Annotated in this window: 17 protein-coding genes and 1 pseudogene; 4 read left to right on the forward strand and 14 right to left on the reverse strand. The window is 34.7% G+C overall.

Annotated features, from left to right (window positions below; translation table 11 throughout):
- The first annotated feature begins 368 nt into the window (after window positions 1-368).
- On the forward strand, window positions 369-2,024 hold the full coding sequence (locus tag JFU20_RS11170; protein ID WP_002010739.1) for a Na/Pi cotransporter family protein: 1,656 nt from the start codon (window positions 369-371) through the stop codon (window positions 2,022-2,024).
- Between the two features lie 34 nt (window positions 2,025-2,058).
- On the opposite strand, the gene JFU20_RS11175 is transcribed toward JFU20_RS11170, so the two are convergent.
- Window positions 2,059-3,057, reverse strand: coding sequence for a YhdH/YhfP family quinone oxidoreductase (locus JFU20_RS11175; protein WP_002166338.1), 999 nt, complete (start codon window positions 3,055-3,057; stop codon window positions 2,059-2,061).
- Window positions 3,058-3,371: 314 nt separating this feature from the next.
- On the opposite strand from JFU20_RS11175, the gene JFU20_RS11180 reads away from it, so the two are divergent.
- Window positions 3,372-4,580: an LCP family protein gene (locus JFU20_RS11180; protein ID WP_201038629.1), complete on the forward strand. Its 1,209-nt coding sequence runs from the start codon at window positions 3,372-3,374 to the stop codon at window positions 4,578-4,580.
- Window positions 4,581-4,728: 148 nt separating this feature from the next.
- Window positions 4,729-5,169, forward strand: coding sequence for a hypothetical protein (locus JFU20_RS11185; RefSeq protein ID WP_002010734.1), 441 nt, complete (start codon window positions 4,729-4,731; stop codon window positions 5,167-5,169).
- Window positions 5,170-5,203: 34 nt separating this feature from the next.
- Here the strand turns inward: JFU20_RS11185 and JFU20_RS11190 are convergent, their stop codons facing one another.
- The 12 genes and pseudogenes from JFU20_RS11190 to JFU20_RS11245 all read right to left on the reverse strand — a co-directional run bounded on the left by JFU20_RS11190 (window position 5,204) and on the right by JFU20_RS11245 (window position 13,227).
- Window positions 5,204-5,977, reverse strand: a complete 774-nt coding sequence (locus tag JFU20_RS11190; protein WP_002010733.1) for a sulfite exporter TauE/SafE family protein — start codon at window positions 5,975-5,977, stop codon at window positions 5,204-5,206.
- 33 nt (window positions 5,978-6,010) lie between these two features.
- Complete coding sequence (locus tag JFU20_RS11195; protein ID WP_002010731.1) at window positions 6,011-6,490, reverse strand: DsrE/DsrF/DrsH-like family protein; 480 nt, start codon at window positions 6,488-6,490, stop codon at window positions 6,011-6,013.
- Between the two features lie 88 nt (window positions 6,491-6,578).
- Window positions 6,579-6,938: a rhodanese-like domain-containing protein gene (locus JFU20_RS11200; RefSeq protein ID WP_002010729.1), complete on the reverse strand. Its 360-nt coding sequence runs from the start codon at window positions 6,936-6,938 to the stop codon at window positions 6,579-6,581.
- 38 nt (window positions 6,939-6,976) lie between these two features.
- Window positions 6,977-7,207, reverse strand: a complete 231-nt coding sequence (locus JFU20_RS11205; protein WP_002010727.1) for a sulfurtransferase TusA family protein — start codon at window positions 7,205-7,207, stop codon at window positions 6,977-6,979.
- Between the two features lie 21 nt (window positions 7,208-7,228).
- Entirely contained in the window at window positions 7,229-8,365 is a 1,137-nt protein-coding gene (locus JFU20_RS11210; protein ID WP_201038630.1) for an MBL fold metallo-hydrolase, read from the reverse strand.
- 38 nt (window positions 8,366-8,403) lie between these two features.
- Window positions 8,404-8,964: a sulfurtransferase TusA family protein gene (locus tag JFU20_RS11215; protein WP_002166340.1), complete on the reverse strand. Its 561-nt coding sequence runs from the start codon at window positions 8,962-8,964 to the stop codon at window positions 8,404-8,406.
- Between the two features lie 88 nt (window positions 8,965-9,052).
- Window positions 9,053-9,316, reverse strand: a complete 264-nt coding sequence (locus JFU20_RS11220) for a metal-sensitive transcriptional regulator (protein ID WP_000456201.1) — start codon at window positions 9,314-9,316, stop codon at window positions 9,053-9,055.
- 418 nt (window positions 9,317-9,734) lie between these two features.
- Window positions 9,735-10,265 carry a GNAT family N-acetyltransferase gene (locus tag JFU20_RS11225; RefSeq protein WP_078179829.1) on the reverse strand — a complete coding sequence of 177 codons (531 nt, stop codon included), beginning with the start codon at window positions 10,263-10,265 and terminating at the stop codon, window positions 9,735-9,737.
- A 242-nt stretch (window positions 10,266-10,507) separates the two neighbouring features.
- On the reverse strand, window positions 10,508-10,951 hold the full coding sequence (locus JFU20_RS11230; protein WP_002010721.1) for a carboxymuconolactone decarboxylase family protein: 444 nt from the start codon (window positions 10,949-10,951) through the stop codon (window positions 10,508-10,510).
- Window positions 10,952-11,205: 254 nt separating this feature from the next.
- Window positions 11,206-11,775, reverse strand: a pseudogene (locus JFU20_RS11235) (DsbA family oxidoreductase).
- Between the two features lie 146 nt (window positions 11,776-11,921).
- Window positions 11,922-12,506, reverse strand: a complete 585-nt coding sequence (locus JFU20_RS11240; protein ID WP_002010717.1) for a DUF3238 domain-containing protein — start codon at window positions 12,504-12,506, stop codon at window positions 11,922-11,924.
- A 136-nt stretch (window positions 12,507-12,642) separates the two neighbouring features.
- Window positions 12,643-13,227, reverse strand: coding sequence for a DUF3238 domain-containing protein (locus JFU20_RS11245; protein ID WP_002010716.1), 585 nt, complete (start codon window positions 13,225-13,227; stop codon window positions 12,643-12,645).
- A gap of 103 nt (window positions 13,228-13,330) precedes the next feature.
- Between JFU20_RS11245 and JFU20_RS11250 the strand changes: the two genes are divergently transcribed.
- Window positions 13,331-13,804, forward strand: a complete 474-nt coding sequence (locus JFU20_RS11250) for a MarR family winged helix-turn-helix transcriptional regulator (RefSeq protein WP_002010714.1) — start codon at window positions 13,331-13,333, stop codon at window positions 13,802-13,804.
- 128 nt (window positions 13,805-13,932) lie between these two features.
- On the opposite strand, the gene JFU20_RS11255 is transcribed toward JFU20_RS11250, so the two are convergent.
- Window positions 13,933-15,195, reverse strand: a complete 1,263-nt coding sequence (locus tag JFU20_RS11255; protein WP_201038631.1) for a neutral/alkaline non-lysosomal ceramidase N-terminal domain-containing protein — start codon at window positions 15,193-15,195, stop codon at window positions 13,933-13,935.
- Between the last annotated feature and the right edge of the window lie 100 nt (window positions 15,196-15,295).

The following is a 15,295-nucleotide window of genomic DNA, read 5'->3' on the forward strand; positions in this document are numbered from 1 at the left end:
TTTTTTACTCTCATTAAATAAATCCATTTCAAACCTCCCCCGTTTCCCTACATATTTTTCTAACTTTAATCAAAAAATATGCAAAGAACCATCATCATAACAAAATAAAATTCCAATCTACATACCCAGTTGGGTAGTTTCCCTTCACCTATTTTTACTATCCACAAATAGTGTGATAAATGTGACTTCTTTACAAACCGATCAGATATATCATCTAAAAAACCAATTAAATCCAGGTGTTTCTTTAAAGATTTGTAAACTTTTTATCCCTTTGTAAATTTAGTGTAAATTTTACTGATAAACCGTTTACAGTGCCTCAAGGTTTAGTTAATAATTACATCGTACATGAAATTTAAGGAGTGGAATGCGTGGAATACAATATTCAAGATATGATCTTCCAGTTCATTGGTGGATTAGGTATTTTCTTATTCGGGATTAAATACATGGGCGATGGACTGCAACAAGCAGCTGGAGATCGTCTTCGCGATATTCTAGATCGTTTTACAACAAACCCTCTTATGGGTGTACTAGCAGGTATGTTAGTTACAGTATTAATTCAATCAAGTTCAGGAACAACCGCTTTAACAGTCGGACTTGTAAGTGCCGGATTTATGACATTAAGACAAGCAATTGGTGTTATTATGGGTGCGAACATCGGTACGACAGTTACTGCATTTATTATCGGGATTAAAATCGGAGAATACGCTCTCCCAATTATGGCAGTTGGAGCAATCTTACTATTCTTCTTTAAAAATAAAAAAGTACATTCTGTAGGTCAAGTTGTATTCGGTTTTGGTATGTTATTCTTCGGTTTAGAATTAATGAGCGCAGGTATGAAACCTCTTCGTTCTTTAGAGTCATTCCAAGAGTTAATGGTTAGCATGAGTGATAATCCAATTTTAGGAATTGTTGTTGGTACAGTCTTCACTTTAATTGTACAAAGTTCAAGTGCGACAATCGGTATTTTGCAAGAACTATTCGGTCAAGGTGCAATCGATTTACAAGCTGCTCTTCCTGTATTGTTCGGTGATAACATCGGTACGACAATTACAGCCGTATTAGCAGCAATCGGTACTTCAATTGCAGCAAGACGTGCAGCATTAGTTCACGTTATCTTTAATATTATCGGTACCATTATCTTTACGATTATATTAATACCATTTACAAGTTTAATTCAATATTTCCAAACGTCATTAAACTTAAATCCAGAAATGACAATTGCATTTGCACACGGGACGTTTAACGTAACGAATACAATCATTCAGTTCCCATTCATTGCAGTATTAGCCTGGATTGTAACAAAAATTATTCGTGGTGAAGATGCATCTATTAACTTCAAACCGCAACATTTAAATCCAATCTTTATTGAGCAATCTCCAGCTATCGCTTTAACAGAAGCTCAAAAAGAAATCATTCGTATGGCTGAGTTTTCATTACATGGATTAAAAGAAGCAAACCAATTTTTAAATACACAAGATAAAAAACATGCTGACATGGCTACTCAATTAGAAGGAGCTATTAACAATTTAGATAAAAAAATTATTGAGTATTTAGTTTTACTATCAGAAAAACCACTTTCACCTACAGACTCTGAAAAACATTCAGTTTTAGCAGGTGTTGTTGGAGATATTGAACGTGTCGGTGATCATGTAGAAAACCTGGTAGAACTTGTAGATTTCCAAATTTCAAACCGCGTTTCACTATCAGATGAAGCACTAGCTGAATTAAATGAAATGCTTGAATTAACAATTTCAACATTACAAGATGCAATCAATGCTTTAACAAACTTTGACACTGAACTAGCTCAAACTGTTATTGCAAAAGAACGTAAAATTGACCAAATGGAACGTGTTTTACGTAAACGCCATGTGTTACGTCTGAACGAACGTAGCTGTTCAGGTGATGCAAGCATCATCTACGTTGATATGGTAAGTAACTTAGAGCGTATCGGTGATCACGCTGTAAATATCGCTGATGGTGTTTTAGGTGAACAAGGAAAAGTAAATTTAAAACAATCATTATAATAGGAAAGAGACGCTAATTTAAGCGTCTCTTTTTTCATTTCATCTTTACAACCGTTCTTCCTTTTAACTTTCCTTGCAGTATAAGTGCAAACTTCTCATCTAATTCTTTTAATGTACATTCTTCTGTATAAGATAATAGCTCTGAATTTTTCCACTCACCTGCTAGCAATGCCCACACGTCTCTTCTCACATCTACTGGACATTGAACTGAATCTATTCCTAAAAGGCTAATCCCTCGTAATATGAATGGGTATACAGTTGTATTTAATTCATGCCCTGCTACGTTACCACACGTTGTTACACAGCCTCCATACTTAACTACCTTTAAAGAACTTTCTAACATGCTTCCGCCTACGGTATCGACAACCCCAGCGTATATTCCTTTAAGCATCGGTCTTCCTGATTCATCACTCAACTCCGCGCGATGAATCATCTTTTTTGCACCTAAACGTAGCAGCATCTGTTCCTCTTCCATTTTCCCAGTTGATCCTACTACGTTATATCCTAGCTTCGCTAAAATGCTAACTGCTACACTGCCTACTCCGCCCGTAGCACCCGTTACTAAAACATCTCCCATACTAGGCGTAATTCCCGCTCTAATAAGCTTATATACCGATAGGGCAGCTGTAAAGCCGGCTGTCCCGTACATCATACTTTCCTTCAAAGACATTTCTTTTGGTAAAGGAACAACCCAAGATGATGGCACGCGAATATATTCTCCGAAACCACCAGAAGTATTCATACCTAAATCATATCCAGTTACAATAACTTGATCGCCTTCCTGAAAGACGTTATTTTCACTACTAACTACCTCTCCCGCTGCATCGATACCTGGTGTATGAGGATATGTTCTCGTTACACCTTTATTACCAGTAGCTGAAAGGGCATCTTTATAATTTAATGAAGAATAATAAACACGTATTAATACGTCTCCTTCAGGTAAACTATTAATTTCTCTCTCAACAAGCTTTCTTTCAAATTGATTATTTTCTTTTTCTTTCACAACAATTGCTCGGAATGATGTATGATTCATTATGCTCTCTCCTTCATCCGTAAAATCTTTCTTTATTATATAAGAAGTATATATACAGCTAATCACATCTTCTTGGCTATATTTCAACAAATCTTACTTCTCTATCACTTTCTCACATTACATATTTTCATTTCTACTAAAACAACTTATACTTATTCTACATCTCAAAAATAAAATATAGAAAATCTAACTTTTTATAAATAAATTGAATTTTTACGAAATGTAAATGATTTGTAATGTTTTTTTTCGCTAAATTTCATTATAATAAGTGGATATGAGTGTCGTATTTCAATCCAAATGAAGGAGTACAAGAAATGGAGCAAAACCCATCTTTACAAGAAAATACACGAACTAAACCGAAAAATAGTAAGAAAAAAACAAAAATTATTATAAGCGTTATTCTATTAGTTTTAATAATAGGTGGCGGTTATACATGGTTTTTAGTAAATAAAGCATCTTCTGCTGTTCGAAATGCCGCTCACGATCTAGCGCGCGGTGATAAATCTGATTTACGTGATAAAGCTGTAAAACCTATTACAAATAACGTCTCTGTCTTAATAATGGGTGTTGATGAAAGCGATGTCCGTGGGAAAGAATATGGTGAAGCTATAAGAACGGATGCACTATTACTTGCAACCTTTAATAAAGATAGCAAAACTGTAAAACTATTAAGTATTCCACGAGACACATATACTTATATTCCAGTAGAAAAGAAAAAAGATAAAATTACACACGCTCATGCATTTGGTTCTACTAAAAACGGAAAAGATGGTGGACCACAAGCTAGTATTGATGCAGTTGAAAAATTAATGAATGTTCCCGTCGATTACTTTGTAAAATTCAACTTTAAATCATTCATGAAAATCGTTGATGATTTAGGCGGCATTGAAGTTGACGTACCAGTTGAGTTTACTGAACAAGATAGTAATGATAACGCCGAAGCAATTCACCTGAAAAAAGGTGTTCAAAAGTTAAATAGTGAAGAAGCTCTTGCTCTTGCTAGAACAAGGCACATTGATAGTGATGCGATGCGTGGTCAACGTCAGCAACTCGTTATCGAAGCCATTTTAAAGAAACTAACAAGCGTCGGATCCGTAACAAAAGTTGGTAACATCATTGATGATATTAACGGACAATTCGTTACAAACTTAACATTCGACGATATGCTTTCATTCTATAAATATGGAGCAGATTCTTCAATTGAGAAATTACAAATTGAAGGTGAAGATTGTTACATGGCAAAAGGTGATGATACATGCAGTAAGTCATCTGGTGGTGGCCGAACTTACTACTACAATCCAGATAAAAAAGAATTAGCTAATGTTACAAACGAACTTCGTAGTCACCTTGGACTACCTGCCTATACAAAATCTGATTCTGATTCTGATTCAAAAAAAACAAGCTCAGAGAAAACAAAAGAATCTAAGTCTGAAAATACGAGTGAACGCGAATCAAGTAACGATAAAACTCAAAATAAGAATAACAGTGAAGATACAGAAACATCGTCTAATGACAATGAATAAAGTGAAGCAGTGCTCTATGGAGGTAGAGCACTGCTTCTTTTTAATGCTTTCAAAACAAAAAATCAGAACTTTCCAACTATCTTTTTTAATATTTTTAAATTATAATAAATAATAGTAATCTATTCCAATTATCAGGGGGCTCACACATATGAAAGCTGCAGTAAAACATAACATTTCAGATTTTAAAGAGTACTTAAAATCAAACGATATATACATGGAAGAAAATATAGATGAAAATGATGGTTCGGTACATTTTTCAGTAGGGTTAGAAACAGAAGCTGGCGCAAAGATTCAACTTATCGCTGCTTTCCAAAGCGAACATCCTGCTGTGGATATATACTGCTTCAATGTTGCTCTTGTACCTGATTCAACATCAAAAAATGACATTTTACATGTCATCAATGAATTAAACACATCTTATCGATTTGCAAAATTCACTTTAAACAAACAAAATGCAATTGATATTTCAACATCTCTTGCATTCTCAGAACCAAACTTTAATCCTGCACTTGTCTTTGAACATACGAGAATGCTATATAAATTGGCAAACGATGAATATAAAAACTTAATGAAAGTTATTTGGGCATAAAATAAAAGGATGGGCTGCAAGCAGCACCATCCTTTTACTTCAATATCATATCGATCCACATCTTTATCGCAGTTCCTACAATTAAAATAGATAATACATACTGCAAAACTTTTTGATTCACTCTCTTCCCTACTCTCACTCCAAGAGGAGCGGCAAATAAACTTGCTATCGCAACTATAAGAGCCGGAATAACAACTATTTGTCCAGTAATCACTTTCCCAGTAGTAATTCCTATCGAGGAAATAAAAGTAATAGCGATAGATGTTGCTATTGTTGTACGTATCGGTAGTTTTAAAACAACTAGCATAATCGGTACTAAAAGAAATGCACCACCAGCCCCAATAATGCCGGAAACACTTCCTACAATAAACGCTAACAAACTAGCGAGCCACTTATTGTACGTAATTCCTTCTGTCCCCTTACGATTGCTTCGCTTCGGTATAAACATCATAATAGCCGCAATAGTAGCTAGTAATGTGTAAACAACGTTTACAGCATGCTCATTTAATAGATTCGCACTAAAACTACCTACAAAGCTTCCTATTAATATACTAGCTCCCATATACACAACTAAAGTTTTATCCATATCGTTACTTTTCCTGTACGCCCACGCGCCTGCAAAAGTTGCAAAGAATACTTGAATCGCTGTAATACCACTCACTTCATGTGATGTATATCCAGCAAATCCTAGCAATACTGGAATGTATAAGATCATTGGATAATTAATGATTGCACCGCCAATTCCAACCATCCCTGATATGAATGACCCTATAAACCCAATAATAAATAGTAGCACTGTTAAACTCATATTGTACCCCTCGCCTTCTAAAAAGAAGGTAATTTAAATAAATAAATTTACATTTCCATCCGAAGCATCTGCTAAATATGCTCCTACCCCAGCAAATTCTACCCCTTCCATAATCTCTTCCTCTTTTAACCCTAATAAATCTACTGTCATTTGACAAGCTACAAGTTTAATTCCCTGTTCTTTCGCCAAATCCATTAAATCTGGTAAAGGCATCGCATTGTGCTTCTTCATAATGCCTTTAATCATCTTTGGCCCCATACCAGCAAAATTCATTTTTGATAATCCCATCTTATCAGCGCCGCGCGGCATCATTTTTCCAAACACTTTCTCTATAAATGTTTTCTTTACTTTCACATGCTCATCTTTCCTAAGAGCATTTAAACCCCAGAAAGTATGAAAAATAGTCACTTCATGATCGTACGCTGCTGAACCATTTGCAATAATATAAGCTGCCATCGCTTTATCATAATCTCCACTAAATAAAACGATTGTTGTTTTCTTCTGTTGTTCCATGTTGTTTTCCTCCTAATTACCTATAGGGGTATTTTTAAAATTGTAAAAAGGCTCAAATTATCTAGCTACACCTGATACTACTTTCCCCTTACAAAACGTTCATACCGCCTGAAACATTGATAACGCGCTGAAACCCTAATTTTTTTAATACTTTTGCTGCTTGCTTACTCCTCATCCCGCTCTGACAAATAACGATTATTTCCTTATTTTTATCTAATTGATTTGCTCTACTAGCTAACTCATTTAGCGGGATATTCTGAAATCCCTTCATATGATTTCCTCTATATTCACCTACTGTACGAACATCGATAAACTGCTTTCCCTGTTTTCCCACTATACTCTTTAATTCTTTTCCATTTATATTTTGAACACCTTTCACCGGTAAAAAACGTGAAATAACAAACCATACAGCAATTACAATGAAAAGCGTACTTAATATTGTATTCATATAAACAACCTCTCCGCCTTTACAAAACTAGTTCTTCACTACGCCTTCTTAATCCAAAACTTCAGCACATCGTCTTCTATATTATGCTTTACTATTTCATGACCGCCTGTTTTTGACCATGCTGGAATATCTTTTACTGATCCTTTATCCGTTACATGTACTTCTAACACTTCTCCAGTTTGTAAAGTATCCATCGCTTTCTTCGTTCTTACAATCGGCATTGGACATGCTAAACCTTTCGCATCTAATACTTGTTTTACATTCATCATCTATTCCTCCAGTTTGTTATTTTATAGTGAATCATGAACTGCACAGCGATTTGGACCAATCTCCATTTCACGCTCTTCTTCCACATTCGGATGAATTTTCCCCATATTCGTTTGACGAATTTCTTCATATGCATTTGGCTGAGGCGGTAAATTCTCTGTCACCGTTTTACGAAACTCTACCTCATCGGCAATATTTAATCCTACATTCTCCTTGAATAGATTTTGTAGGTTCGCACGCACAATACCTTTCTCATCCATTTCACTTATTTTTGAATAATGAGCCGGTAAAACAATTAAATCTTGAGATAATTCCTTATAACGTTTATATAAAGTATTTCGTAAATCACTCACCCAATCTTCAGCCTTTCCAGCAAGATCTGGACGGCCAATTGAATCTACAAATAATATGTCCCCTGATAATAAATACGTCTCATCAATAATAAATGATGTACTTCCAATCGTATGCCCTGGTGAGTATAGCGAATCAATATGAATTAGGGTACCCCCCACCGTAATAACAGTACTTTCTACAAACGGTTCATAAGAGAAAACCACTTCCTCCGCATCTTTTGGAGGTAACCAATACGTACCGCCTACTTTTTCAGCTAACTTACGCCCACCAGAAATATGATCTGCATGTAGATGTGTATCCATTACATTCGTAATAGTAGCTCCGTGCTCTTTTGCAAAATCTTCGTATGCTTCAATCGTTCTCACCGCATCAATGACTGCTGCTTCACCGTTTGAAACTACCATATAAGATAAACATCCTTTTCCAAGACGATTAAATTGATATATACTTCCTCCGCCCTGTACATCTCCTACTTTTAACGGCTTTACATATTCACTCCAAGCTTTCATACCGCCAGCTAAATAGTAAACATTATTGAAACCAGCATGTAACAATTGCTCTGCGACGAACTGAGAAGATCCCTCTTTCGCACATACAACTAAAATCTCTTTCTCTCTCGGCAATTCATCTACAATATGTTCTACACCATCTAATAAATCAAAATACGGTTTATTCATTGAAGAAATTTGTTTCCCTTCAATTTTCCAATCTTCATAATCCGCTTCATTACGAACATCTAAAATAAACAACTCTCCGAATAAAACTTTCTCTGCAACATCTTTTGCATGTAACGGTTTAACACTCATCTTTTTACCCCCCACGGTATATTTCGTTTTAAAAAAATTTACTTCTCTATATTCCCCTGCCACTCTAACATACCTGGAATGACATTTTTTACATTTGAATACCCTTTCTCTTTCAACATTTGGCAAGCTACATCACTGCGGTTACCTGTTCGGCAAATAACATATATTTGCTTTTCCTGATCTAAAACTGCACTGTCTAACTTACCTAATGGCACCGAAATGGCCGATGGAATATGACCAAAAGCAAATTCCGCTTCTTCGCGAACATCTAGTACGATGCACTCTTCTCCGTGAGATAATATAGCTTGTAATTCCGTATTCGTAATTGTATGAGGATACTTCACAACTTCATTTACTTCATGTTCGTGGGCTTTTCGTACATAATGCTTCAATATATCTCCCTCTTGTTTCGTTCCAATATATTGATGCCCTACTTTATTTGACCAACTTTGAATATCTAGCGTAGAACCTTTATCCGTCGCCTCTATTTCAATAACTTGCCCTGATGCCAACCTTTCCATCGCCTTTTTCGTCTTCACAATTGGCATCGGACAAGCCAATCCTTTACAGTCTAAACTCGTATCAACTTTTATACTCATAATCATTTCCTCCCTAATCAATATACATATACCTGTAGGGGTATCTTAGAATGTTTTTGAAAATCTGTCAACACATATGTTTGACAGATTATCGGCTTTTTACAAGTAATTGAACTGCTTCTTTAATTAATTCTTCATTTGATCCATTACCTGTTTCAAACTGCTCGCGCAAACATTGCTCTAAATTTGTTCCCACAACGAGTCCAATTGTACGATCTAGCGCAGAACGGGATGCAGTTAACTGTGTAATAACATCTCGGCAATCTTTTCCCTCTTCCATCATGCGAAGCACACCACGAACTTGACCTTCAATACGTTTCAATCTATTTTTCATATCTTGATTATATTCCACTGTAGACCACCTCCGTAATTATAACTATATTATACATTACTTTATAACTTTGTATAATATCATATACCCTTAAGGGTATATTGCAAAGCGGTTTGTTTTTTTGTCAAACCTTCTAGGGTATAGTAAAAATGCACTGCATTGTAGTCCATCTAATTTATTCTCTTTACCCTTTTCTAACTCTTAATCGACAGCCTTTACTGACTAATAATAAAGTTGTTTAATTTTGAGGGCGTGAATCCGCATTGCTACGTTGTTAAACTGTTCCATTTCAATAATAAAGTTGTTTAAAAATACGGTAGTGTATAGTTTATAATGAAGTGTAAACAAATACTGTTCGACTTATTAAATTATTTAAACTTTGAAATAGAAGATATAAGAATAGCCTACATTTTAAGGAATATAGGCTAAGCAATATAAGTTAATCTGTTATTAATTTTGAATAAATACTTAGATCAATAAACTTTTCATTAGATTTTTCACACTTTCTCATTGTCCCTTCGAATGTAAAGTTTAACTTTTGTAAGACTTTTATTGAATTAATGTTTTCAGATTCAACTTTTGCTTCTATTCTATTGAATTCTAAAGTACTAAACGCATAATCCATTAAAGAGAGAATGGCTTCTGGCGCATATCCCTTACCCCAAAAAGCTTTACTAATATCGTAACCAATTTCTGCTTTGGCGTTTTTGAAATCAAATGAATTATAACCACAAGAACCGATAATTTCATTTGATTCTAATTCAATTATCGAATAACGAATAGCTCTGTTTTCCCGAGATAGCTTATCAAGCATTTCAATCATATCTACCGCTTGGCTTTCATCAGTAAAACTATTGATATTCATAAATTTTGTAACTTCTGGATCAGACCAAATTTTAAACATGCTAGCTGAGTCTGATGCTTTCATTTTTCTTAAAACTAATCTTTCGGTTTGTAGTTCTGTAATCAATATTTTTACCTCCATTATGTTTTTATTTTGGGGTCAAGATATTGATATCTGCGCATAGTTCAGTCCCTTCGTGTTTCAAGATAATATTATTATAAAAGTTATAAAGGATGAAACAATAACTTTTATAAATTTGGTTATGTCACAGTTTATGATAACTGCGTAATAAAGAAAAATGAAACGACCGTATTGTGATTTTTTAAACATCTTTAATTTTATTCTTATTTTCCGTTCGTTGAGAGCAATTATTTTTTAGTTGCTGTATTTCCCATTGCAATAGAAATTCTATTCCAACTGTTGATTTGATTGATTACCAAAACAAGGTCAACATATTGTTTCTCGTCATAGTGTTCACGTACTCGCTTATATAGGTCTTCAGGAACTCTTTTAGTAGGAATTAGAGTAATATGCTCAGATAGTTCAAGAGCAACTTTCTCTTCAGGTGTATAAAAATCACATTCATTCCAAGCATTCAAACAATAAATTCGTTGTTCGGTTTCACCCATCTTACGAGCATCGGATGTATGCATATCTATGCAGAAAGCACAACCGTTAATTTGAGAGACTCTAATCTTTATAAGTTCTCTAGTAATTCGATTAATTGTAGACTTCTTTGTGTACTTCTCCATATCCATCATAATTTTCATGCCATCAGGTGCAACATCATAGTAGGAAATTCTTTGACTCATAAGGCAAGACCTCCTTTAATTTTAAGATACTTATAATTATACCGTCACACGAACATTTGTGCTAATATTTTGTTTGTAAGGCATTCGAAATCAAAGAGAATTTCAGTTGTAGACAGTGTAATTAGTTGTTTCATGGTACGTAAATATCGCAAATGAGTAACCGTATTTTTCAAACAAATATTTTCACTTTTAAATTACTTTATTATTACCATCAGAAGAAATTGAATAACTCTATTAATTTTTAAACGATTTTATTATGACCAAACATTTACTAGCCTCTCTTTGTTAACAAACCCTTGAATAACTTCGTCACCAATAACGAACGTTGGAACAGCCTGAATTTCTACTTCTTTCATAGCATGTTTTATAGCTTCTTGATGTATTTCTCGGTATTTTCGTGATAGTAATGCCTCTTTAAATACATCATGCGAAAGGCCTACTTCCTCCGCCAGTTTTGTTCACACTTCAATATTTTTTCTTCTTGGAAAATGCAATAAATACTCTATGATGGAATTCATTTCCTTTTCCCTGTTCCTTTGCAAATTAATAACCTTCAAATGCAAAGTGCGTATACGGACGCGATAAACGAGGTAATTTCATTTCTATTCCTAATTTTTTAGCAGTAGAATGAATGAACGAGCTCCAAACTTCTATCACATAAGGCAATGTCCATGGATTAACTTTAGGATGCGGGATAGGGCGTAATTCAAGTGGCATCCATTCTATTTCTACATCTTTTTCCTTTGCACCCCATCTAAAGGGGCAGTAGCTAAAAAACAAAATGGACAAATAAAATCAGAATAAACTCTAATTTTCACTGTCATATACATTCCTCACATTTCTTTTTATCCCATATTTGTAACTATACGAGCTTCAAACATGGGGATAATATGACTAATACAATATATCTACTACAAAAAATTCATTTCATTTACGAATGAAGTAACCCCTCGTTCCATTGTCATACTTCCTATAATCTCTTTGCAAAACTATAATCCATTTCTCCACCTAACGCTTCAGGTGTATCACCAGTTTCTCTAAAATCATGTGTATAAATTTGTTCAAATGAACCGAAATCTACTTGCTTATAAAATTCGAAACAAGGGAATCCATCATGTTCTCCTTGAATATTGATACTACCATCCCTGTTCACACATACAGTTAATAAATAGTCCACAGGAGGGGCATACACATTTAACGGATTACTAGCGCTTGCACTCATTTTGAATTGCACACCGTCAGAATTCCATGAAATATCCGTACACACAATATTTTCAGTACTCGCTTTTCCTGTTCTTTTATTCACAGAACCATCTGGATTTGTGACCTTCTCTGTCGTAATACCCGTGTTTGCATATGAAAACACTTCTTCTTTATAAAAGTCCACTACTACCTCTTGCTCAACTCTAGAGCGCATAGTATTTACCGCATGTGGTGTAAATTCACGTGAATCACCTTCGAATTGGATTACTTTCCCTGTTTGTACATCCTTCCGCGGTTCTGTCCAAGACATTGGAATAAATACACTGGCTCTAATTTTAACGATATTCGTCATAAGAAACACCCCTGTAATTCTAATTTTATATACTGCATACTATTGAATAAAATAGACCACAATTTCAATCCTAGAACCAATAGCTTTCTCTTTTACGTTTGCTACTTCCTTCTAAAAAATAGCGCTATATTTATATCTAGATTTTCGTTTTAAAGCTATATTCCATTTCTCCAGCTAGTGCTGCTGGGGTATCATCCGTTTTCCTGAAATCATGTGTATATATTAATTCAAATGAACCAAAGTCGATTTGTTTATAAAATTCATAGCAAGGAAAACCATCATGTAAACCTTCAACATGCACAGTACCACTTTCATTAAATCGTATAGTCAAAAAATAATCAGCTGCAGGTGCTGCCGCGTTTAACGGATTACTTGCACTTGCTTTCATTTCAAATGAAACTTCATCTTCACTCCATACAATATTTGTACATGCAATGTTTTCTGTACTTGTTTCTCCTTTTTGATACTCAATTGAGCCATCTGGATTTGTAATTTTCACAGTAACGATACAAGCATCTGCATATGTGAAAATTTCTCTTTTATAAAAATCAACAACCACTTCTTGTTCTAATCTTGAACGCTTTGTGTTCACAGCGTATGGTGTAAATTCACGTGCATCTCCGGCATATTCAAACACTCTTCCCGTCGCAGGATCCTGAATAGGTTTCAGCAAAGCATACGGTGCAAATACACTCCCTCTAATTTTAACGATATTAACCATGTGAAACCTCCATAATTCATTGATTTTATTTAGATAAATCATTATTTGTTCTATTACTATCATATAGTCAATTTGATTGACTATAAGTAAGGAGGTTATATACATGACTCATCAAACATTTAACGAATTAGATCTTACATCACTTTTATCACTATCTTTCAGCACATTAATTACTGAACTACATGACAAATTAAGTGAATTAGGATTTGAAGATATTAGGCCAGCGCATGGTTTTATGTTCAAACGCATCCTTCCTAATGGAGCAACCGGTATAGAACTAGCTGAATATTTAGGGGTTTCAAAACAAGCCATAAGTAAAATGGTAGATTCTCTTGAGAACAGTGGTTATGTCACGCGCCAAACGCATCCTACTGATAAAAGAGGTAAAATTATTGTTTTAACCGAGCGTGGTTTATCAGTAATGAAAGCAAAAGAAGAAATAGTAGCTGAAATAGAACAACGATGGATTGCAAACATAGGTGCCGAACGAATGCAAATACTTAAAGAGGGTTTAACAACATTCGTTACTAAAGAAAATACCGAAAAATTATCATCGAGCATACGACCTGTTTGGTAAACAAAAACTCCATATAAAAAACGAATCCACTTTGATTATTCTTTTTCAAAATGGATTCGTTTTTTACAGCTTTATTAAAATCATTGATTCCTTTAAATTTTGTTTTAAATATATGGGATACCCATATTTTATGCATTATATAATTCTATAACCCTCTGCATGATCAACCCCGCCGTATTCTCCTCTGGCGGCATCAACAAGTTTGTAACCGGCCCATACACAACAGGATTTAATTCCACTTCATACCCACCATATGCAAACTCTTCTTTTGTCGGTAAGTAACCAATATATCCATTCGTATAGCCACCAAAGAAAGCTAGTTCATTTTGAAGACTCTCTTTCATTTCTAAAGTGGTTTCTGAAAAAGGTTCCATCGGTATTCCAGAGAATATCCCATCATTAATTTGAAACAATTGAACTTCTAAATCAATACTTAAGTGCCTAATGTTTCTCCTATGCTTATCTAAAACGATAGTAAGCCATTCGTCAGTATTCACACCCCACTGCTTCTCAGCTAATTGGGCCATTCTTTTTATCTCTTCAATTTCTGGAATACCCTTTAATTTCATTTGCATCATCGTCGAAATAGTTCTTAGATTTACAATTGGGCTATATGTAACTATTGGCAACATCGTTAATACATGTCCACTAAGCATGTAAGCCATTTGTTTTAATGCTTCCTGTGAACCTCGATACTTCGCATTTACATTTCCAGTGGCACCTTGAACAATAATAACAGGACAGTTTACTATTTTCTCCAGAATCTCTCTCGTCATTCCAGGATAATCTGCTGATAATACATCGCTATCCCCTTTTAAAACATTCGGATGAGCAGTACAAAATACAATGACCCCAGCTAACTCCTTTGACTCAGCATTTCTCATTGCTAAAACACCAATTCTTTTATCTACAATACCCTCTATATTTATGCCCATCTTTGCTTTTCCATCAGGTGTTCTCTCTCTTCGGTTTACTCCAATATCACCTGTCGTAACATCCCACCCAACTTCACATGACCGCATATTATTATTCGCAGTAATAGCACCCTGCACTACATTATTTACTAAAATCGTTTTATACGACTTTACTAAAGGTTGATTACCAACTGTTTCCGGACCAGAGTGTGTATGTGTATAAACAACTGTTATTCGCTCAAATGGCACATGAAGCTCACTAGCTACTCGCTCACGAATAATATTCGTATCTTCTACTAACATCCCAATATTATCAATACTTATAAACACAGTTTTCATTTCATCTTTTTCAAATACAAAAACTGTCCCATAAATACGCTCTTCAATATTATTTATTCCTGTCTCTCTATAATATCCGACAAAATCAATACCTACAGGCGGCGTAATATCCACCTTACATACCCCTATTTTACTCATTTGAATTGCTCCATTTCTATATACAAATCCCTTTCTTCAAGAATAGCATATTTAACTTTGTTCCAAATAAAAAAGAACGGACACAGCATTCTATGTCCGT

The sequence above is a fragment of the Bacillus sp. TH30 genome (assembly GCF_016650875.1).
Taxonomy (GTDB): domain Bacteria; phylum Bacillota; class Bacilli; order Bacillales; family Bacillaceae_G; genus Bacillus_A; species Bacillus_A mycoides.

What these genes read in the sequence shown, in the direction of transcription:
- JFU20_RS11175 (WP_002166338.1), bottom strand. Translation starts at nt 3,057, where the DNA reads ATGAATCATACATCATTCCGAGCAATTGTTGTGAAAGAAAAAGAAAAT.
- JFU20_RS11180 (WP_201038629.1), top strand. Translation starts at nt 3,372, where the DNA reads ATGGAGCAAAACCCATCTTTACAAGAAAATACACGAACTAAACCGAAA.
- JFU20_RS11185 (WP_002010734.1), top strand. Translation starts at nt 4,729, where the DNA reads ATGAAAGCTGCAGTAAAACATAACATTTCAGATTTTAAAGAGTACTTA.
- JFU20_RS11190 (WP_002010733.1), bottom strand. Translation starts at nt 5,977, where the DNA reads ATGAGTTTAACAGTGCTACTATTTATTATTGGGTTTATAGGGTCATTC.
- JFU20_RS11195 (WP_002010731.1), bottom strand. Translation starts at nt 6,490, where the DNA reads ATGGAACAACAGAAGAAAACAACAATCGTTTTATTTAGTGGAGATTAT.
- JFU20_RS11200 (WP_002010729.1), bottom strand. Translation starts at nt 6,938, where the DNA reads ATGAATACAATATTAAGTACGCTTTTCATTGTAATTGCTGTATGGTTT.
- JFU20_RS11205 (WP_002010727.1), bottom strand. Translation starts at nt 7,207, where the DNA reads ATGATGAATGTAAAACAAGTATTAGATGCGAAAGGTTTAGCATGTCCA.
- JFU20_RS11210 (WP_201038630.1), bottom strand. Translation starts at nt 8,365, where the DNA reads ATGAGTGTTAAACCGTTACATGCAAAAGATGTTGCAGAGAAAGTTTTA.
- JFU20_RS11215 (WP_002166340.1), bottom strand. Translation starts at nt 8,964, where the DNA reads ATGAGTATAAAAGTTGATACGAGTTTAGACTGTAAAGGATTGGCTTGT.
- JFU20_RS11230 (WP_002010721.1), bottom strand. Translation starts at nt 10,951, where the DNA reads ATGAGTCAAAGAATTTCCTACTATGATGTTGCACCTGATGGCATGAAA.
- JFU20_RS11240 (WP_002010717.1), bottom strand. Translation starts at nt 12,506, where the DNA reads ATGACGAATATCGTTAAAATTAGAGCCAGTGTATTTATTCCAATGTCT.
- JFU20_RS11245 (WP_002010716.1), bottom strand. Translation starts at nt 13,227, where the DNA reads ATGGTTAATATCGTTAAAATTAGAGGGAGTGTATTTGCACCGTATGCT.
- JFU20_RS11250 (WP_002010714.1), top strand. Translation starts at nt 13,331, where the DNA reads ATGACTCATCAAACATTTAACGAATTAGATCTTACATCACTTTTATCA.
- JFU20_RS11255 (WP_201038631.1), bottom strand. Translation starts at nt 15,195, where the DNA reads ATGAGTAAAATAGGGGTATGTAAGGTGGATATTACGCCGCCTGTAGGT.